20 protein-coding genes and 1 tRNA gene are annotated in these 18,852 nt (G+C 72.5%); 10 read left to right on the top strand and 11 right to left on the bottom strand.

Annotation, left to right across the window (positions count from 1 at the left end):
* Window positions 1–346 precede the first annotated feature (346 nt).
* The gene (locus ACQP2H_RS08915; RefSeq protein ID WP_219468968.1) at window positions 347–925 is read left to right on the top strand and encodes a hypothetical protein; all 579 of its coding nucleotides are present in this window, start codon (window positions 347–349) and stop codon (window positions 923–925) included.
* Window positions 926–944: 19 nt separating this feature from the next.
* Here ACQP2H_RS08915 and ACQP2H_RS08910 read toward each other — a convergent pair whose 3' ends face one another.
* From ACQP2H_RS08910 to ACQP2H_RS08895, 4 genes are all read right to left on the bottom strand, one after another.
* A complete protein-coding gene (locus ACQP2H_RS08910) occupies window positions 945–2,900 on the bottom strand; it encodes an NACHT domain-containing protein (RefSeq protein WP_363822974.1) in 1,956 nt (651 codons plus the stop codon).
* 284 nt (window positions 2,901–3,184) lie between these two features.
* The gene (locus tag ACQP2H_RS08905; RefSeq protein WP_219468962.1) at window positions 3,185–3,379 is read right to left on the bottom strand and encodes a helix-hairpin-helix domain-containing protein; all 195 of its coding nucleotides are present in this window, start codon (window positions 3,377–3,379) and stop codon (window positions 3,185–3,187) included.
* Between the two features lie 139 nt (window positions 3,380–3,518).
* Window positions 3,519–3,815, bottom strand: coding sequence for a hypothetical protein (locus tag ACQP2H_RS08900; RefSeq protein WP_219468959.1), 297 nt, complete (start codon window positions 3,813–3,815; stop codon window positions 3,519–3,521).
* Between the two features lie 491 nt (window positions 3,816–4,306).
* Window positions 4,307–5,503 carry a helix-turn-helix domain-containing protein gene (locus ACQP2H_RS08895; protein ID WP_219468956.1) on the bottom strand — a complete coding sequence of 399 codons (1,197 nt, stop codon included), beginning with the start codon at window positions 5,501–5,503 and terminating at the stop codon, window positions 4,307–4,309.
* 134 nt (window positions 5,504–5,637) lie between these two features.
* Between ACQP2H_RS08895 and ACQP2H_RS08890 the strand changes: the two genes are divergently transcribed.
* Complete coding sequence (locus ACQP2H_RS08890) at window positions 5,638–5,820, top strand: hypothetical protein (RefSeq protein WP_219468953.1); 183 nt, start codon at window positions 5,638–5,640, stop codon at window positions 5,818–5,820.
* Between the two features lie 137 nt (window positions 5,821–5,957).
* Here ACQP2H_RS08890 and ACQP2H_RS08885 read toward each other — a convergent pair.
* Window positions 5,958–6,029 (bottom strand) — tRNA-Val (locus ACQP2H_RS08885).
* 57 nt (window positions 6,030–6,086) lie between these two features.
* Entirely contained in the window at window positions 6,087–6,713 is a 627-nt protein-coding gene (locus tag ACQP2H_RS08880) for a TIGR02611 family protein (protein WP_374197557.1), read from the bottom strand.
* A gap of 293 nt (window positions 6,714–7,006) precedes the next feature.
* On the opposite strand from ACQP2H_RS08880, the gene ACQP2H_RS08875 reads away from it, so the two are divergent.
* A complete protein-coding gene (locus tag ACQP2H_RS08875) occupies window positions 7,007–7,438 on the top strand; it encodes an SsgA family sporulation/cell division regulator (RefSeq protein ID WP_053653619.1) in 432 nt (143 codons plus the stop codon).
* Between the two features lie 167 nt (window positions 7,439–7,605).
* On the opposite strand, the gene ACQP2H_RS08870 is transcribed toward ACQP2H_RS08875, so the two are convergent.
* Window positions 7,606–8,382 (bottom strand): glucose 1-dehydrogenase, encoded by a 777-nt coding sequence (locus ACQP2H_RS08870; protein WP_219468949.1) that lies wholly within the window; start codon window positions 8,380–8,382, stop codon window positions 7,606–7,608.
* Between the two features lie 158 nt (window positions 8,383–8,540).
* On the opposite strand from ACQP2H_RS08870, the gene ACQP2H_RS08865 reads away from it, so the two are divergent.
* The 4 genes from ACQP2H_RS08865 (at window position 8,541) to ACQP2H_RS08850 (ending at window position 10,865) form a co-directional block, all read left to right on the top strand.
* Window positions 8,541–9,455, top strand: a complete 915-nt coding sequence (locus tag ACQP2H_RS08865; RefSeq protein ID WP_219468946.1) for a helix-turn-helix domain-containing protein — start codon at window positions 8,541–8,543, stop codon at window positions 9,453–9,455.
* A gap of 7 nt (window positions 9,456–9,462) precedes the next feature.
* On the top strand, window positions 9,463–9,918 hold the full coding sequence (locus ACQP2H_RS08860; protein WP_208569873.1) for an RrF2 family transcriptional regulator: 456 nt from the start codon (window positions 9,463–9,465) through the stop codon (window positions 9,916–9,918).
* Window positions 9,919–10,028: 110 nt separating this feature from the next.
* On the top strand, window positions 10,029–10,208 hold the full coding sequence (locus ACQP2H_RS08855; protein ID WP_208569874.1) for a DUF4236 domain-containing protein: 180 nt from the start codon (window positions 10,029–10,031) through the stop codon (window positions 10,206–10,208).
* Between the two features lie 126 nt (window positions 10,209–10,334).
* A complete protein-coding gene (locus ACQP2H_RS08850) occupies window positions 10,335–10,865 on the top strand; it encodes a potassium channel family protein (protein ID WP_219468943.1) in 531 nt (176 codons plus the stop codon).
* On the opposite strand, the gene ACQP2H_RS08845 is transcribed toward ACQP2H_RS08850, so the two are convergent.
* Window positions 10,825–11,829, bottom strand: coding sequence for a hypothetical protein (locus ACQP2H_RS08845; RefSeq protein ID WP_219468940.1), 1,005 nt, complete (start codon window positions 11,827–11,829; stop codon window positions 10,825–10,827). The two genes, ACQP2H_RS08850 and ACQP2H_RS08845, sit on opposite strands and share 41 nt — an antisense overlap.
* Window positions 11,830–11,853: 24 nt before the next feature.
* A complete protein-coding gene (locus ACQP2H_RS08840) occupies window positions 11,854–12,375 on the bottom strand; it encodes a VOC family protein (protein ID WP_208569876.1) in 522 nt (173 codons plus the stop codon).
* 50 nt (window positions 12,376–12,425) lie between these two features.
* Here ACQP2H_RS08840 and ACQP2H_RS08835 point away from each other — a divergent pair, with 50 nt between their 5' ends.
* Both ACQP2H_RS08835 and ACQP2H_RS08830 read left to right on the top strand, forming a co-directional pair.
* Window positions 12,426–12,887 (top strand): MarR family winged helix-turn-helix transcriptional regulator, encoded by a 462-nt coding sequence (locus ACQP2H_RS08835; protein ID WP_357538033.1) that lies wholly within the window; start codon window positions 12,426–12,428, stop codon window positions 12,885–12,887.
* A 57-nt stretch (window positions 12,888–12,944) separates the two neighbouring features.
* The gene (locus ACQP2H_RS08830) at window positions 12,945–14,846 is read left to right on the top strand and encodes a tetratricopeptide repeat protein (protein WP_433232035.1); all 1,902 of its coding nucleotides are present in this window, start codon (window positions 12,945–12,947) and stop codon (window positions 14,844–14,846) included.
* 235 nt (window positions 14,847–15,081) lie between these two features.
* Here the strand turns inward: ACQP2H_RS08830 and ACQP2H_RS08825 are convergent, their stop codons facing one another.
* Together ACQP2H_RS08825 and ACQP2H_RS08820 are read right to left on the bottom strand one after the other, a co-directional pair.
* On the bottom strand, window positions 15,082–16,641 hold the full coding sequence (locus ACQP2H_RS08825; protein WP_433233494.1) for an ATP-binding protein: 1,560 nt from the start codon (window positions 16,639–16,641) through the stop codon (window positions 15,082–15,084).
* 41 nt (window positions 16,642–16,682) lie between these two features.
* The gene (locus ACQP2H_RS08820; protein ID WP_219468934.1) at window positions 16,683–17,339 is read right to left on the bottom strand and encodes a response regulator transcription factor; all 657 of its coding nucleotides are present in this window, start codon (window positions 17,337–17,339) and stop codon (window positions 16,683–16,685) included.
* A 94-nt stretch (window positions 17,340–17,433) separates the two neighbouring features.
* Here ACQP2H_RS08820 and ACQP2H_RS08815 point away from each other — a divergent pair, with 94 nt between their 5' ends.
* The gene (locus tag ACQP2H_RS08815; RefSeq protein ID WP_219468930.1) at window positions 17,434–18,618 is read left to right on the top strand and encodes a LolA family protein; all 1,185 of its coding nucleotides are present in this window, start codon (window positions 17,434–17,436) and stop codon (window positions 18,616–18,618) included.
* The last annotated feature ends 234 nt before the right edge of the window (window positions 18,619–18,852 follow it).

Below are 18,852 nucleotides of genomic sequence, written 5' to 3'. Positions count from 1 at the left end.
GGTACAATTTAGCTTTTTGTCTTCACGTTCGGTGGGGGCGTGGTCGCGGCCGGTAGAGTGAACCGGAGAGAGCCGATCGCTCCCGGACGGTGGACCCGGGAGGCGAGCGGCCCGCGTGGTCATCGCGGCCGAGGAGCACGACGGCAGCGCGGGCAGGGGTGCCGGCGAGAGGCGGCAGGCGGTGAGGACAGCAGAGGGGATGCTGGCCGAGTCGGGCAGCGTACAGCCGGGTGTCCCGATACCCCCGGCACCACTGGGCTGGCCGGCCGCGCTCGTGCGGCGGTTCACCGTCGGCTCCCACCGGTCGTCCTTCGCCCACGCCCGTAACGTCACCCTGGGCTGGCTGGTGGCCGCCGCGCTCGCCGTGATCGCCGATCGTCTGCTGGTCGACCACGTTCTGGCGACCTGGACCGCTGTCGCGATGATCGGCTACACGCTCGCGCGTGCCGTCGCACTGGTGATCTTCGAACGGCGACAACAGGCCTTCGAACGGAGTTGGCTCGAGGCCCTGTCACAGCTGCTACGGCGACACCCCTTCGAGGTGGTCGCGCTCCGGGTACAGGTGACCGTCGAAGAAACCCGGTCCGCCGTCCGCACGGTGGATCTGACCGACCCCGCCGACGTGGCCTGGTTGCTTCACCAGCAGACCGACCTCGGTGCCGACGTCTCGCCGCAGGCGCGAATCGAGTTCGGCTACTGGGGCAGCGACGGTGCCGGTCGCGGCAGCGACAGCGTGCGGAGACGTCTGGCCGACCTGCAGATCCGCCCGGTGGACATACCCATCACCTGGGCGCGCATCCGGTTTCCGCAGGCCCGTTACGTCGCGGGCGTGGGCGACACCGGGTCGGGCGACCGGTGGCCCGGCCGGGTGGCGCACTGGTCCCTCAGCGGGCCAGTGCAACTCACCACGGCGCGGGCGACGTGATCCCCGCCCCACCCGACCGTCATCCGCGAACCGCCGGCTCCGCCTCCGGCGTTTCCACCGGCCCCGGTACCGGCCGCCCCAGACGGTCCTGGAGCAGCCCGTGCCGGAACTGGTAGAGCGGCCCCACCTGGCGCAGCACGCCGAGCTTGTGCGCGTCGGCAAGAAACGTCATCAGCCGTAGCGGCGTTCGGCCACGCCACGCCAGCCAGATCCGCGCCAACACGAGCTGAGCCCACGCGCTGGTGGCGTAGACCATCATCCCGAGGCCGGCAGCCCCGAGCAGCAGCCCCACCGAGGCGCCGAGGAGTCCCTCCATCACCGGGGTCAGGTGATAGATCAGCCCGTACTGTTCGGCCCCGACGATGCCCCCCATGAAGCCGCCGACCAACCCACCCGCCGTCGCCCCCAGGACGGTCCCGTACAGCACGGTGCTGCGGTCGCCGCGCAACACGTTGCCCGGACTGGCCGGTTCCTTCGTCTCGGTCGGCTCGGTGAACCGTCGCACCATTCCGAACACCAGGCCGAAGAACAGACCGATCAACACCCCGTATCCGGCGCTGAACAGCAGACCGACGATCAGACCGCCGACCAGCGCGCCCACCACACCGAAGCCGATGTCCCGAACCAGAAACTCCGGAGCCAGATCCGCGCGGCGGAGCATCCGAGGTACGAACCGACGCGGCCGCTTGTCCCGCAACCTTCCCAACGGAAGCGCGGCGAGGAAGCCCACCCCCAGGCCGAAGGCCGCTCCCAGGAAGGGCCGGCCGAACAACCCGAACATCACCCAACCCAGCAGACCGCACCCCAGCGTGCCCACCGTGACCCGTACGACCTGCGGGACCGGACGGGGCACCGCACGGGTGAGCTGCCACCAGGCGAGGTCACGAGTCCCCAGGGTCTGGAGATGCATGGCCAGGAAGACCAACGCCTGCTGGGCGACCGCAGGATCCCACCGACGGGAAACCCGGGCCGGATTCGGCACCCCACGGTACGGGCGGATACGGAACACCGTGGGAACGAACCGGTCCAGGAGATACTCCTCGACGTCGTGCTGCCGGGGAAACCGCTCCCTGTCGAGCAGCTCACCCGGCGACACGTCCTCAGCCTCGTAGACGGTACGTGCGAGCGCGAGCATCAGCGGATTGGTCAGGGTCCGTGCCAGGTCGTTCGACGGATGGGCGACCAGGTCGGCCAGGACCGGCTCCCACTCCTCCAACCGCGCGTCGGCGCTGGCGTCGAGCAGGAAGTTCGCCGCGGCCTGGGGTTCCAGCGGCCGAAGACGGACGACCAGCAGACCCGTGAGCAGGTTCTGTTCGTTGGCCGTCAGGAACTCCTCCGTACGGCAGGTCAACACGAAAGGCTGGTCGGACCAGTCGCTGTGTAGCGCCCGCAGCGCGACGGACCGCAGCGCCGGTGCCATCTCGTCCAGGCCGTCCAGGATCGGCAACACCAGGCGCTGGGTGACGATCTCACTGCCGGCGGTGGAGCCGAACCGCGCCTCGCTACCCAGGAACGGATAATCCTCCACCAGTCTCCGGACCATCCAGTTGTCGAGGTTCTCTGCCGGATCCCAGGAGGCGATCTGCAACAGCAGCGGAACTCGTTCGGCTGCTTCCTTCAGCAGGTCGAGGGCAAGAATGACGCACAGGCCCGTCTTACCCGAACCTGGTTCGCCGATGACCACCATGGCGCGGGGCTGCCCCACGAACTCGTCGATCAGCCGCGGCAGCTCCCCGGTGGACGGCAGCGGTGACTGGGCTTTCGGCCGTTCCGCCACCTCCCAGCGGACCGGCATCTGCCGCGTCTCCTGGAGCTGACGCCGACGAGACTCCTCGTCCCACTGCTTGCGCACCTCGATGGCGAGCACCCGCACGGCCTGGTCGACCTGCTCCGGGGTGCTCACGACGTCGCGTTCAGACCGGATTTCCTTGAACAACGGCAGTAGCGCGGCCGCCGTGGACAGGATCGTCAGCACCGTCAGCAGGGTGGAGCTACCGAACACTTTCCACGCGCCCGCGATGACGGCGCCCAACACCAGCCAGAGGAGTAGTGGATACGCCGCCCTACGCCGCCATATGTTCGCCATCGAACCCCGTCGACCTACCCTTCCCACCATACTGAAACCGCACGCATCCGCACGCCTACGAAGCGTGCCATGACCATCGCAGGGCGTAAAGCGAGGCGATCGGTCCGGCCCGGCCGGAGGTTCCCGAACCGAACCGGCTGGCGGCAGCGTCGCGCACTTCCCCGGCCGCACCCCTACCCGAGACTGAGATCGTGCTGCTCCAGTGCGCTCTGAAGGATCCCGAGCGCTTTCGGCCCCACCCCGTGCAGTGCGGCCAACTCGGCGCGCGGCACACCCGCGAGGTCGCGCAACGTCGGGTAGCCGGCTGCGGTCAGCGCACGCGTTGCCGGCGCACCGATCGTCGGCAGGGTGTCGAGGGAGGCGTTCACGTCGCCGACCCTACGCACCCGCAGGCGCACCCGCAGCCACCGACGTGAACGTGTCACGAGGCCGGACGGCCACTACGGTCCCCGGCCGGACCGTTGCCCGGCCAGCAGACAGTGGACTCCCGGCCCGTCGGATCGGGTGTCATCCGGCCTGGTGGCGCTGGTGCCGGTCGGGTGCGGCTGGCACGGTCACCGCACTTCGGTGCTGCACCTCCGGCGGCTGCCTGGTCCAGCCGACGAAGCGGCGGTACAGGGGGCCGGCCGGTGCCCAGGGCATGTCCCCGGCCGCCCGGACGAAGCAGGCCCCGAGGTGGAGGGCCAACGACACCGGCGCGTCGGCGTACTCCGCGCGCAGTTCCTGCCGCCGGGTGGGGCACGGCCAGGGCCGGTCGCAGCCGCCGCAACTCCAGACCGGCGGCACCGGGCCGTGACTGGTCACTGCTCCTCCTCGGTCGGCCAGTGCCCACGGCTGATCGGAATCCGGTGTCGGACGTGGCAGGGCAGCTCGGCCCCGCACCGACAGACCCACCGCCATCGCCGCCAACACCAGACCGGTCGATGCCGGCGCGCGAGGGTCAGCGCCGTGGCCGACAGATACCCGTCGTACGGAACGCGCTGCTTCGACGAGATGGCATTCCCACCCGTTGCCGGGCGCGGTGGTACGCCGCGCGCGAGGTCCAACAACCGTCGCCGGGCGGCGTCCTGCTCCACTGCCTGGACGCGTTCTCCGACCCCGGAAACAACCGGCGACGACGGAAAGCACCGGCCAACAATTCGCCGCAGGAGTCCGCTGTTCACCGCCATGTGGCTGGCCCTCCGTCTTCAGGGCATGGAGGGCAGCACCCCACTGGTGTTCCTCGTTCCGTGCCCGGCTTCAGCGAGGTCCAGCCTCATGCTCCGCAGGCCACCGATCCAGAGGGTGAGCGTCCGCTAACCGGGTGTGCTGTCCGCTGATAGTCGCCGTCCCGGTGCGAACTCGGTGCACACATCGCGCAGTGTCACTGCCTCCGGCACTCCCGACTGCTCCACCTTCGCCAGCAGTTCCGCAGCACGCCACCAGTTCGACGGCACCACCCGTCCGGACGCCACCGCCTGCGCCCCCAGGGCAACCGCCTCGTCCGGCTGACCGGCGGCGACCAGGGCAAGACCGAGGTCGAGGCGGGCCGACGCGGACCGGCGGGGCCGCGCTCCCCCATCGCCGTACGGGTCCAGCTCGGCCAACACCGCCCGCGCCACCTGCTCGGCACCGGGGTCACCCGCCCACGCCAAAGTCGTGGCCGCGTACGCGGCAGCCTTGGCCGGGTCGTAGCGATAGTGGTGCTCGGCCCGCTCAGGAACGGGCAGATTCGCCGTCAGCCGCTCCACCCGGTCCAACGCTCGGCGAGTCGCACCGACATCGCCGATCCGCGCCCAGGCGCGAGCCTCCTGAGCAGTCGCCTGAATGCGGGCGGAACTCCCCTTCGGAGCGACCCGCTGCGCTTGACGGGAGAGATCGAGTGCTCCCTGGTAGTCACCTTGAGTCAGCACATCCCAGGCCCGGGTTTCGAGGCACCACGCCTGGATCTCGCCGTGCTCAGCATGTTCGGCAAGGTCACGAGCGGCTCGCAGGTGGGCGACCGCAGCAGTCCGTTGCCGCAGGTCGATGTGAACCGTCGCCCGCAGCACCGCCAACCAGCCACCGGCAACCAACAACCGCCTCCGTTGCGCGAGCGTCACCCTCCCCTCCAACAACCGCCCGACGTAGGAGAGATGCCGCCGCACCAACGGCAGGAGACCCGTCGGTGTCATCGTCGGGTAGGCACTGGCGAGATCGTCAACGCCCTGCTCGATCCGGTCGAGCACGTCCGCGCTGACATCGCTGGCGGCGACTCTGGCCCTCAGCTCGCCGGCCTCGGCCGCATGGTCGGTCGGCGCATCCACCAACCGCGCGAGTGCACCTCCCGCGTCGAGAACCCGATCCAGGTGACAAGCCGTGTCGACTGTCGGAGCCTTGAGTCCCGTCTCCAACTCGTGCAGATGGCTCTTACTCCGATGAGCACGCTGCCCCAGGGAACGAAGCGACAGACCACGCTGCTCCCGAAACTCACGCAGAGCTACACCGAAGCGCGGGTCGGCAGACGAGACCATAGCGCCGCTCCAAGCTCACCGGGCCAGGCGACACCCGGTCGCCACCTCGTCGGACGGTACCCCGACCACCGGCCGGTTCGTTGTACCCGTCGTGCCCGAAGGGCGCAGCCCGCCGTACCACTGGAGGTCCGACCATGCACCGCCGCCTGGCCGCGCTACTCCCCGCGCTCGCCGCCTGCGGCACCGACTTCGGCCGGTGCGTCACGGTGGGCCTGGCCGACCCGCAGCGCGACGGCGCGAAGGTGCTCGCCCACTACCCCGAGGCGACACTGTGCGTGGAGCAGGGGTACGCCTCAGACCCGCTGACAGCGAGCTGAGCCACTGCCGTTGCACAGAAGGGCGTCACCGGCCTGCCGCCGGCACCTGCCTTCTCGCTGCCTCTCGACCGGTATTGATCGACAGAAACGACTCAAGGCCCCTCGATCGAGGGGCCTTGAGCTTTGCATATCGAGGGTGGGCGATGCTGGTATCGAACCAGCGACCTCTTCGGTGTGAACGAAGCGCTCTCCCACTGAGCTAATCGCCCTCAGCGCCGTTGACTCTACCCGATCGTGGGGCGGAGCCAAAAACCCGGGGTGCCCGTTCAGGTCGTGGCGAGGTAGCGGAGCAGTTGGGCGACCAAATCGATGCCGAGGCTGTACTTGAGCGAGAGCCAGAGCACCACGGCGACGAAGACCAGGCCGACGGAGCCGAGCAGGAACCGCACCGGCAGCGACCTGGTGGTGGCCCAGCGGGTCCAGGCGTGGACGTGGCGGCGGGTGAAGCCGAGCAGTCGGCGGGCCCAGTGGAACTCGACGGCCCAGATGGCGAGGCCGGCGATGACGATCAGCCAGCCGGGGCCGGGCAGCGGGATGAGGGCGATGCCGACGGTCACCACGAGCGCCCCGGCGACGGCGATGAATATCTTGAGGGCGACCCGGCCGGTGGGGTTGGCCCGGATCAGCTCAAGGGTGGTGCGCAGCCGCCAGCGCCAGCCGGTGGGACGGGCGGCCAGGGCGGTACGGCCCGACCGGCCCGCGCCGCCCCGGGCCCGACCGTTGGCGGCCGGTCGGGGCCGGCCTCGGGCGGCGCGGGAGGCACCGGCGGTGCGACCGGTGTCGGAGGTCGTCCGACCGTCCCGGTCCGATGGTGTGATCGGCACCCTGTCACCCCGCCTTTTGGCTGCTCGGGCCCCTACTTTCGGCGACTCGGCCGTACTCACCGCATCCACTGAGGAACGTTTCGTGGCCATTTCACCCCTCAGTGTCGTCCTGGACCGTCACTTGCGCAGACCACTGGACGTTACCGGAGTAAGTCGACGACTGAACCACCCGACTTCGGACGGGCTCCCGACTGGGCAGAACCGGAAATCCTACAAGAATTCTCACATTCTCACGGCGATTCGGACCCCCTTCCCACCACTGGGTGAAGTCAGCGTATGGCGGAGCGTAGCCAGCAGTAGCACCTGAGTATGGGAAAAGCGGGACACGCGCGTTCCGCAGCGGTGCCGGGGGGAGAACGTCCATGAGTGTCATCCGACCGACGACCGTAGAGGTCGAGACGTCGCTAAGGCTCGTCGCGCCTGACGCCACCGCATTGCCGGTGCGTGCCAGCCTGCGTTACGACCCTGCTGACCCGTATGCGGTCCATGTCCTGTTCCACGCCGAATCGGCCGGGGGCGAGGCGGTGAGCTGGTCCTTCGCCCGCGAACTGCTGGTCACCGGCCTCGACGAGCCGGCCGGCATCGGCGACGTCCGGGTCTGGCCCTGGGCCACCCCGCGCGGCGACTTCGTCGCGCTGGCCCTGTCGTCGCCCGACGGTAACGCCCTGTTCGAGGTCCCGCGCAGTGTGCTGGTGCGCTTCCTGCGCCGGACCTACGTCGTCGTCCCGCGCGGCCGGGAGGCCGAGCACCTGGACGTCGACACGGCGGTGACCCGGCTGCTCGCCGGCCGCTGACCGACCCGTACCGGAGCCGCGCGGATCTGCCGAGTCCGCGCGGCTCCGGCCGTCCACTTCCAGTCCGCACCATTGCGACCCCCGCCGCCGGTACGCGACCTGGCCCGCCGGTACGCGGCCCGACCGCCGGCCCCCGGGCCCGGCCGGCCACCCGTCGGGTACGCCGGTCAGCCGTGGGTGGTGATGCCGCCGTCCACCGGGATCACCGCGCCGGTCAGGTACGCCCCGGCCCGCGACGACAGGTAGATCGCCGTGCCGGCCATGTCCTCGGGGCGGCCGATCCGACCGAGCGGCACCTGCTGGGCGATTGCCGCCCGCGACGCCGGGTCGTCCAGGGCGAAGGCCATCATCTTGCTGTCGAACGGGCCCGGGGCGATCGCGTTGACCGTGATCCGCTCAGCGGCGAGCTGGTGGGCCAGGCTGCGGGTGAGCATGTGCACGGCTGCTTTCGTCGCGGAGTACGCGTACACCTCCATGGCCGGCACCCGGAGGCCGTCGATGGAGCCGATGTTGATCACGCGGGCCGGGTCGTCGTCGTCGGCTGCCGCGCGCAGCAGCGGCAGCAGTGCGGTGGTGAGCCGGAAAACCGCCTTCACGTTGACCGACCAGAGCTTGTCGAACGCGGCGTCCGGGTACGACTCCAGCGGCGCACCCCAGGTCGCGCCCGCGTTGTTGACCAGCACGTCGAGCCGGTCGTACCGTTCGCCGACGGCGGTGGCGAGGGCCTCGGCGCCCGCGTCGTCGCTGAGATCGGCGGGGATCGCCGCGCAGCGCCCCTCGGCGGACAGTTCCTTGGCCACCGCCTCGCACACGTCTGCCTTGCGGGACGAGATGACCACGGTGGCCCCGGCCCGGACGAAGCCCCGGGCGATCATCAGCCCGATCCCCCGGGAGCCGCCGGTGACCAGGACCGTCTTGCCGTCGACCGAGAACAGATCCGTCATGAGCACCCCATCGCACGTCGCGGTCCTTACCGATCGGTAACGTAGCCCGGCCCCGGCGGGCGGACAACCCCGCGACGGTCGACCGGGCCACCCGGGAGCGCGACCGGGTCCCGTCGCCGGGATGCGACCCCGGCCGTCCCCGGTTACGGTCGAAGACGATGGTCCCTTCCGGTCAGCTCCCCCCGGCAACCCGTCCCGACCTGCCCAGCCCCGAGATCGACATCTTGGAGCTGGGCGACCTCACCCCCGGCGCCGGCCAACCCCGGCCGGTCCTGCTCGACAACGATCTGCTCATCCTGGTCACCGGTGGGCACGGCATCGTCGAGCTGGACTTCCACGCGCTGCCCTGCCGGCCCGGCACCCTGCTGCGGGCCACGCCCGGCCAGGTGTTGCGCTGTCCCGCGCGGCTCGACGCGATCGTGCTGCGCTGGCACGCCGACGCCCTGCACGGGCTGGACGTCGACCCCGCCGCGGTGCCGCACCACCACCAGCTGACCGGTGAGGACGAGGACGCCGTCATCAACGAGGTCTCCCAACTCGTGGTGGACCACCGGCGGCACCGGGACGACCCGGCCGCCCGCGCCCTGCTCCGGCACCAGCTCGCCGTCCTGCTCATCCGGCTGGCCCTGCTGCCCGGTGCCCGCGACTCCGAACGGGCAACCGACGACACCGATCCGCAGCGGACCGAGGCGGCCACGTTCCGCCGGTTCTGCCGGGAGGTGGAGGCGGGTTACCCGTACACCCGCCGGGTGGAGGACTATGCGGCCCGCCTGGGCTGCTCGGTGCGTACCCTGACCAGGGCCTGTCTGGCGGTGACCGGGCGCAGCGCCAAGCAGGTGGTCGACGAGCGGGTCGCGCTCCAGGCCCGCCGGCTGCTCGCCGCCACCGACGAGCCGGTGGCCCGGATCGGCCGCCAGCTCGGCTTCCCCGAGCCGACGAACTTCGGCCGGTTCTTCACCCGGGAGGTGGGGGTGAGCCCGGGTGCGTTCCGGGCCGCCCGGGGGCGGTCACCGCAGCGGATCGTCGCGCCACGTCGACCCGGCGACCCCTGCACCCCCGCCGGACGGGCATGATGGCAGGGTGCAGATCTCCGCGCGCGGCGACTATGCGGTTCGAGCGGCCCTGAGCCTGGCCACCGCCTACCCCTCCCTGCTCTCCACCCAGGCGATCGCCAGCGAGCAGGACATGCCGCGCAAGTTTCTCGAAGCTGTCCTGGCCGACCTGCGTCGGGCCGGCGTGGTCCGGGCGCAGCGCGGCGCCGAGGGCGGTTACACCCTGGCCCGACCGCCGCGCGAGGTCACCGTCGGGGCGATCCTGCGCGCCGTCGAGGGCCCGTTGGCCGGGGTACGCGGGCTGCGCCCCGAGGAGACCCGGTACGAGGGCTCGGCGGAGAACCTTCCCCGGCTCTGGGTGGCCGTCCGCGCCGCCGTCCGACAGGTGCTCGACGAGGTGAGCCTCGCCGAGGTGGTCAGCGGCCGGCTCCCGACGCACGTGCGGCGGCTGACCACCCTGCCCGACGCGTGGGAGCCGCGCTGAGTCACCGCGTCCGTCCAGCTCGGACCGGAGCAGGTTTCGGATTTGGTGGATGCGGGCATCTACCGGGTCGAGACGGCAACGACGACAGGAAACGCGAAGGGAGCGCCACGATGGGCCTGATGTTTCGTAAGCGCAAGAAGTACGGGCCGATCATCCTGAACTTCACCGAGAACGGCTTCTCGTCGTGGAGCATCAAGATCGGCCGCTGGTCCTGGAACTCCAAGGCCAAGGCGCACCGCGTCGACCTGCCGGGGCCGCTGTCCTGGAAGCAGGACAAATCCCGGGCGTGACGTCCTTCGTCGAACGGGGCACCGGTGGTTCACCGGTGTCCCGTTCGACGTCTGTGCCCCGGTAGGGCACCGGTCGGGTTCCGGATTCGCCGGGTCGGCCCCGCCCCTACGGAGCAGAATCGCCGCATGGCACGCGACGACGGGAGCTACGCGCGGGCACGCCGGCACACCCTGGCGGCCTGCGCCCTGCTGTTGGTCAGCTACTTCCTGATCCCGTTGGAGCCTGATCCGAACGGCCTGCGGCTGACCCTGCGCGCGGTGGGCACCCTGCTGTTGATCGCCGTGGTCACCTTTCTGGTGACCCGCCAGGTGGGCCGTCAACTCGGTGCCGGTGCCCCGGTCGGCGAGGACGAGGTCCGGTCGTTGAGCCGCCTGGTGGTGGCGCTGGTCGCCGGGCTGCTCGCCTTCGCGGTGGCCGACTACGTGGTGGCGGGCAGCGGGCCGGACCAGTTCTCCGGGCTGCACACCCGGCTGGACGCGCTCTACTTCGCCCTGACCACCCTCACCACCGTCGGCTACGGCGACGTACACGCCCAGGGGCAGCTCGCCAAGGCGATCGTCTGCGTGCAGATGGTGTTCAGCATCGGGGTGATCGCCACCGGGGCGTCCATCGTGGTCAGGCAGTTGACCGGGCGGCCGGGGCGGGGACCGCGCTGATCAGCACGTCCCCGCCGAGCCGCCCGTGCTCCGGGTCCCGGCTGACCGCACCGGTGTCGAGCAGCTCGGTGAGCGCGCGCCCGGCGTCCACCGCCCGGTACGCCGTCGCGGTCAGCGCGTGCCGCCGCAGCTCGGTCACCGTACGCGGGCCGTGCCGGGTCAACTCGGCGAGCAGTTCGCCGCACAACGGACCGGCCGCCGGTGGCCCGGCGACGTCGAGCAGCCCGCCGGCCGGGTCGCGGTAGCGGATCGCAGCGCCCCCGCCGGTCACCATGGACCCGTCGGCGGCCCCGGACCCGTCGGTGACCCTGGACTCGTCGCCCGCCCCGGGCCCGTGGGTGACCCTGGACCTGTCGGCGGCGCCGGACCCGGCGGCGGCCCAGAGGGCGTCCTTGAACGCCTCCAGGCTCCTGTCCAGCCCGGTGCCGAAGGCCACCCTGCTGGCCGGTGACCCGTCGACGGGCACCAGCTCGACCTCGGCGACCAGCGGAAACCCGGCGGCGGTCAGGGCCGGCCGCAGGGCGGTGGTCGTGGCGGCGGTGAGCAGCACCTCGGCCGGTCGGCCGGTGGTCGTGGCGGCCAGCAGCGCCCGGTCCGGCGGCACACCGTCGACCAGGGTGAGCAGCGGTGCGCCCGCCGCGCCGGCCGCCTTGAGTGCCACCGGCAGCCGGGCCGGGTCGCCGGGCACCACGTGCACGGCCACGTCACCGGGCAGGCCGGCCCCGACGACGCCGAGCCGGGCGGGCAGTTCGGGGCCGCCGTCGGCGAGCACCAGCACGGTGAGCCGCCGGCCCCGGAGCCGGTCGGCGTGGCCGGCCACCACCCGCAGGGCCGCCTCGGCGCTGCCCGGATCACCGGCGTACGCCAGCGCGAGGGTGGCCCGCCGGGAGCGGTGCAGCGCCCCCGGCAGCCAGTGGTCGAGCTGGCGGACGAGCAGCTCCGGCAGGACGGCGTCGATCGACATGCTGTCGTTCTACCCTACGGCCGTTCAGACCGGGACGGAGATCCCCACCCCGCCCCGGGTCTGGCCGCCGTAGCGGGCCCGTTCGCGGTCGAGGTCGAGCCGGCCGATCCGCTTGCGGGCGGCGAGGGTGTCCTCGTCGAGCTGGTCGGCCGGGACGATCCAGACGATCTCGAACTCCAACCCGTCGGGGTCGCGGCCGTAGAGGCTCTTGGTGGTGCCGTGGTCGGAGGTGCCGACCAGGGCGTCGGCGGCGGCCAGCCGCTGCGCGGTCGCGGCCAGCTCGTCGAGGGTGTCCAGCTCCCAGGCCAGGTGGTAGAGGCCGACGGTGGCCCGGCCGGCCTGCGAGCGGCCGGCGTTCGCGCCGATCTCGAACAGGCCGAGGTCGTGGTCGTTGGTCGAGTCGGGGGCCTGGAGGAAGGCCGCGCCCCGGAACCCGTCCGGGGTCATCGGCACCGGGCGGAAGCCCAGCACGTCGCGGTAGAAGTCGATGCTGCGACGCAGGTCGGAGACGTAGAGCACGGCGTGGTTGAGGCGGTGGATTCCCATGCCGCCCACGGTAGCGCGTTTTGGTTGAGCGTTCAACTATTGCGGCTATGATGACGGTCATGACCCGCTGGCTGGACCACGACGAGCAGCAGACCTGGCGTGCCTTCCTGACCGCCTCCCGGGCGCTGAGCGACACCCTCGACCGCGAGCTGCAACGCGACGCCGGGATGCCGCACGCCTACTACGAGATCCTGGTCCGGCTCTCCGAGGTGCCCGACCGACAACTGCGGATGAGCGAGCTGGCCGACCTCACCGGCTCGTCACGCAGCCGACTCTCGCACGCCGTCGCCCGGTTGGAGACCGCCGGCTGGGTCCGCCGCGACGAGTGCCCCACCGACCGGCGCGGCCAGATCGCCGTCCTCACCGACGACGGTTTCGCGGCCCTCGCCGCCGCCGCGCCCGGCCACGTCGAGGGGGTACGCCGGCACCTGTTCGACGCGCTCAGCCCCGCCCAGGTGGACCAGCTGCGCCGGATCAGCGAGACGTTGGTCGCCCACCTGACCGGTTCTTGACCAAGTTGCCGACCGGCAAGGGTTGTACTAACGGTTGCCGGCCAAGCACGATGGGGCGTGTCTTCCGGCTTCGGTGAACTGACCCTCCAGGCGCAGCACCTGGTGTCCGCCGGCGACCTGGCCGGCGCCCAGCGTCTGCTGGCCGACGCGCTGACCGACGCGGACCCCCGTCCCGACCACGCCTCCCCCGAGCTGGCCGAGGCCGCCGGCCTCCAGGCCCGACTGCTGGTCACCCTCGGCGAACCACACTCGGCACGCGGCTGGGCCGCCTTCGCGTACGCGGCGTCGAGCCGGTTGTACGGCATCTCCGACCAGCGGACCATCTCCACGGCGGCCACCCTGGCGGCGGTGCTGCACCGGGTCGGCAGCGACGCCCGCGCCGCCCGGCTCTATTCCGAGGTGATCCTGGAGCTGACCGCCTGGGACGGCCCCGAGTCGCTGCGGGTGCTCGCCGCGCACGCCGACCTGGCCACCGTGGAGTACGCCCGGGGCCAGTGCGCCCAGGCCCGCGAACGCCTCCAGGACGCGTGGGAGCTGCACCGCGAGGTCTACGGCGACGGGCACGCCAGCGGGATCAAGATGCTCGCCCGGCTCGGTGCGATGCAACGCGACTGCGGCCGTTTCGACGAGGCGCACGACAACCTCGCTCTCGCCCGCGAGCTGGCCCGCCAGCACCTGGCCGCCGACGACCCGCTGGCCCGGCAGGTCGCCGCGCTGGCCCGGGCGGCTGCCGACCCGGATCACGTCTGCGACGACGAGCCCACCCCGGAACGCGACGCGCCGGTGGTGCCGGCCGCCCGTACCCCACCACCCGCCGAAGGGCCCCCCGACCTGTCGGCCTGGTCGGCCGGGGTGGTGCCCGCCGACGAGGCGTACCCGCCGACGGTGCCCGGCCAGCGGCTACCCCCCGACGACACCGGCTACCCGCAGGGCACCGGGCGGCCCACCGCTTTCGGTCACCCGGCGGGCTTCGGCCCCCCCGACCAGCCGACCGGCGCCGGCTACCCCACCCGTGACGGCACCGGACACCCCGGCGGCACCGGCTATCCGGCCACGTCGGACCGTCCGGCGGCATCGGGTTATCCGACGACGCCTGGCTATCCGGCGGCATCCGGCCATCCCTCGACGTCCGACTATCCGGCGGCGTCGGGCTATCCGACGACGTCTGACCATCAGGCGGCACCCGGCCATCCCTCGACGTCCGACTATCCGGCGACATCGGAAACCTCGGCCGGGTCGGGCTATTCGGCCACGTCGGACCATTCGGCTGGCTCTGGCTATTCGGCCAGGTCAGGCTGGGGCGGGGACGACGGTCACTGGCCGCCCGAGTCGGCCACCACGACGGCCGGGTCCGGGGTGACCGGCGACCGGCGGGAATTCCCCTACGCCCCGCCGCCGGGCCACCCCGGGCAGGAGGCCGCCGGGGTACGCCGGGTCGTGCCGGCGGAGCCGCCGGTGGACCCGTCCCGACTGCTGCCCGTGCTGGTGCCGCGCCGGCACGCCCCGCCCCCACGCCGCCCGGGTGCCGTACCGCTGGTGGCGGTCGGGGTCGCGGTGGTGCTGCTGGGCGCGGTCGCGGTGATCGCCGGGGTGTCCCAGGTGGGCAGTTCCGACGACCCGCCGCCCGTCGCACCGAGCGGGGCAACGCCGACCGCCGCGACGCCGAACGCCGTCCCACCCGCCTCACCGGGGACCCCACCAGGCAAGGTGACGCTGCGCGACCGACCCGACGGCATCACCCTGACCTGGACGTACCCGGCCGGGAGCGAGGGGCCGGTGATCCTCTCCGCCGCCAAGGCCGGGCAGGATCCCCGCCCGTTCCAGACCCTGCCGCCCGGCACCGACAACTTCGTCGTACACGGCCTGGACCGCACCACCAACTACTGCTTCACCGTCGCCGTGGTCTGGTCCACCGACGTCGTGGCCCGCGCCAAACGCATCTGCACCACCCGCCGCTAACCCCCTCCCCCCTCCCCCCTCGCCCCCGCCCCCGCCCCCGCCCCCGCCCCCGCCGGAGTTGATCAAGAGCTTTACGTCACCCCACCCTCGATCTTTGACGCAAACCTCTTGATCACCCAGGCAATCGGTTGGACGCGGCGGTGATCAAGAGGTTTGCGTCACCCACAACGAAAATCCTGACGCAAACCTCTTGATCAACTCGGGTGGGGGTGGGGGTGGGGGTGGGTGGGGGTGGTTAGTCGGGGTCTGGGAGGGTCGGGAGGTGGAGCCGGACTGTCAGGCCGGGTTTCGCGTCGGTGAGGTCGACCGTGCCGCCACCCCGGCGGACCAGTTCCCGGACGATGGCCAGGCCGAGCCCGGCGCCGCCCGCGTCCCGGGCCCGGCCCTCGTCCAGCCGGGTGAACCGGCGGAACACCCGGTCCCGGTCCGCCACCGGGATGCCCGGCCCGTCGTCGGTCACCGTCACCAGGTGGTACGCCCCGTCCGTCGTCGACTCGACGGCCAGCACGACCCGGGTACGCGCGTGCCGGACGGCGTTGTCGACCAGGTTGCCCAGCACCCGGCGCAGTTCGTCGGGGACGCCAACCGTCCATACCGGCCCCGACGCCGCAGCGACGAGCACGACCGGCGGCCCGGACGGATCCCCGACACCCGGCGGGACGGTCGCGCTGCCCCCACCCGACAGCACCGATGCGCTGCCCCCACCCGACGGAACAGGCGGAACGCCGACACCAGCCGGGACGCACCGGCTGACCACATCCGACGGGACAGACGAAGGGCCGGCCCCGGGTGGGGTGGACGGGTCGTCCCCGTCCGGTGGCTCCGTCGCGGGGGCGGGCGGTGGGCCCGGCCAGCGGGCGGCGACCTCGGCGAGCAACCCGCCCAGCTCCACCGGCCCCGCCTCGCGGGCGTGACCGGCCCCCGGTGTCGGCTGCTCGTCGAGTCGGGCCAGCAGCAGCAGGTCGTCGACGAGCCGACCCAGCCGTTCGGTGTCGGCGAGCAGGTCGGTGGCGACGACCGGCCAGTCGGTGCGGTCGCCGAGGCGCTGGGCCACCTCCAGCTCGGTACGCATGTTCGTCAGCGGGCTGCGCAGCTCGTGTGCCGCGTCGGCGAGGAACGACCGTTGCCGGGCACGGGCCGCCTCCAGCCGGTCCAGCATGTCGTTGAGGGTGACCGCCAGCCGGTGGATCTCGTCCTGGGAGGCGGGCACCGGCAGCCGGTCGGCCGCGTCCCGGCCGGTGATCTCGGCTGCCCCGCTGCGCAGCGCCTCGACCGGCCGCAGGGTCGCCCCGACCACCCGCCAGGCGACCACCGCGAGCAGCCCCACCAGCAGCGGGAAGGCGACCAGCAGCACGGTCCGGGCGGCCTGGGTGGCGTGTCGGATGTCGACGGTGGAGCGGCCCACCAGGACGGTCAACGGTTCCCCCGCGGACTGGGCGGGCACCGCCACCACCCGCACCGGCCCCTCCCAGCCGAGGCGTTGGCCGGGCACCACGGTGCGTTGCCGGCCGGTGCCGGTGAGCTGGTCGGGACGGACCATCGGCACCAGCCGGTCGGCGTCGATGGAGGCGGCCCGGATCCGCCCGGCGGAGTCGACCACCTGTACCCGGAGCTGCCCGCCGGCCACCGGCAGCGGGTCGGGCAGGGCGTTCTCGCCGGCCAGCCGGGCGACCGCGTCGGCGGTGCGGAACGCCTCCTCGTCGACGGTGCGTTGCAGCGTCCAGCCGAGCGCGACCAGCAGCACCACCCCGCCGAGGGCCAGCCCCACGGAGAGGCCGGCCACGCCGAGCACCATCAGCCGGGCGCGCAGGCCGAGCACCGGCCAGCGGGGGCGTCTCACGAGGTCAGCCGGTAGCCGGCACCCCGGACGGTCTCCAACCGGTCCCGGCCGATCTTGCGGCGGAGGTAGCCGACGTACACCTCGACCGCGTTGGGTGCGGTACGCAGACTGGCGTCCCAGACGTGGTCGAGCAGTTCGGTCTTGGAGATCACCTCGCCGGGGCGGCGGATCAGGTACTCCAGCAGTGCGAACTCCCGGGCGGTGAGCACCACCTCGGTGTCGGCGCGGGTGACCCGGCGGCGGGCCGGGTCCAGTCTCAGGTCCCCGATGGCGAGGACGGTCGGCCGTTCCGGGGCGCCCCGGCGCAGTAACGCCCGCAGCCGGGCCACCAGCACCACGTACGAGAAGGGTTTGGTCAGGTAGTCGTCGGCCCCGCAGTCCAACCCGTCGGCCTGGTCGTACTCGCCGTCCTTGGCGGAGAGCATCAGCACCGGCAGCCAACACTCGTCGGCGCGCAACCGGCGGACCACCTCGTAGCCGGACAGGCCGGGGAGCATCACGTCGAGGATCATGGCGTCGTATCCGCCGTGCCGGGCGGCGTCCAGCCCGGCCGGCCCGGTGCCCGCCGTGTCCACCACGAACCCCTCGGCGGTCAGGCCGCGCTGCAACGCCGCCGCCAGCCGCGTCTCGTCCTCCACCACCAGCACCCGCATCATCCCAGCGTGCCACCCCGACGCGACCGACCGGGACGCCGTCCTCAGCCGGCTCACAGCACCCGACGGGCAGGATGGTCCCAGGAGGTGCCCCATGTCCGTACTGAAGAACCGTTCCACCCTGCGGTGGCTGGTGCCACTGGCCGCCGCGGTCACCGTCGTGGGCGGAGGTGCCGCGATCGGCACGTTCGCCGCGAACGCCGAACCCGCGCTGCCGCCGCGCAGCGCCGCCCAGTTGCTCGTCGACCTGCAGACCGCCCGGTTGGACGGGCTCTCCGGCACGGTGGTGCAGCGCGCCGATCTCGGGCTGCCGAAACTGGTCGGCCTGGCCGGTGGGGATGCCGCGCTGCTCAGCGGCACGCACACCCTGCGGGTCTGGTATTCGGGTCCGGACCGGCAGCGGGTCGCGTTGCTCGACACCCTCGGTGAGCGGGACGTCATCCGTTCCGGCCGGGACGTGTGGACCTGGGACAGCAAGGCCAACACCGCGACCCACCGGACCCTGCCGGAGTCGACCGGGCGGGCGGCGGAGGGCGCGTTGCCGGTCACCCCGAAGGAGGCCGCCGAGCGGGCGCTGGCCGCCGTCGACCCGAGCACGCTGGTCACCACCGGCCGGTCGGCCACCGTCGCCGGTCGGGACGCGTACGAGCTGGTGCTGACCCCGCGTGACCAGGCGTCCCTGGTGCACCAGGTGCGGATCGCCATCGACGCGACCGAGCACGTGCCGCTGCGGTTCGAGGTGCTCGCCAACGGTGCCGACCAGCCGGCCTTCGAGATGGCCTTCACCCAGGTCGACTACCGCCGGCCGGACGCCGACCAGTTCACCTTCAACCCGCCGCCCGGGGTGAAGGTGACCGAGGCGACCGGCGACCTCCCGGGTGCGGAGGCCGGGTCGAAGGACGGGGCCAGGTCGAAGGACAGGGCCGGGTCGAAGGCCGACGCGCACCGGAAGGCCGGGGCCGCGGCGAAGCCCGGGGCGGGCGACGACGCCGGTCTGCGTACGGTCGGGACCGGCTGGACCACCGTGCTGGTGGCGCGGACGGACGCGGCGGACGCGGCGCGCACCCCGGTCGGTGACGCGGCGAAGCCGGGACCGGCCGACGGACCCGGCGCGGCGCAGGCCCTCGACATGCTCAACGGGTTGCCGAAGGTCAGCGGGGACTGGGGCAGCGGCCGGCTGTTCGCCGGGAAGCTGTTCAGCGTGCTACTCACCGACGACGGGCGGGTGCTCGCCGGGGCGGTGACCCCGGAGCGGCTGTACCAGGCCGCGCGGGGCTGAATCCTGCACGCTACGACCCTCGGGGGTCCGGGCCGGCGCGAGCCGGTACGGGCCCCCGTCGGCGTGTGCCGGTACCGGCCCCCGTCGGCGTGTCCGACCCCGGCAGCGCCGACCTCGCCTGCCGGGAGGGTGGCAACACACCGGGTGGGACGCCCTGCGGTGTGCCACGGGAAGGTGGCATCGGCCGGGGCAGGGTGAAGGCTTGGTGGAGTGCCGACGCAGGCGGTATCTTGA

It is taken from the genome of Micromonospora sp. CA-248260 (genome assembly GCF_050942205.1).
In the GTDB taxonomy this organism is placed as follows: domain Bacteria; phylum Actinomycetota; class Actinomycetes; order Mycobacteriales; family Micromonosporaceae; genus Micromonospora; species Micromonospora antibiotica.
The sequence above is the reverse complement of the archived record's forward strand: the minus strand, read 5'-3'. Positions and strand labels throughout refer to the sequence as shown.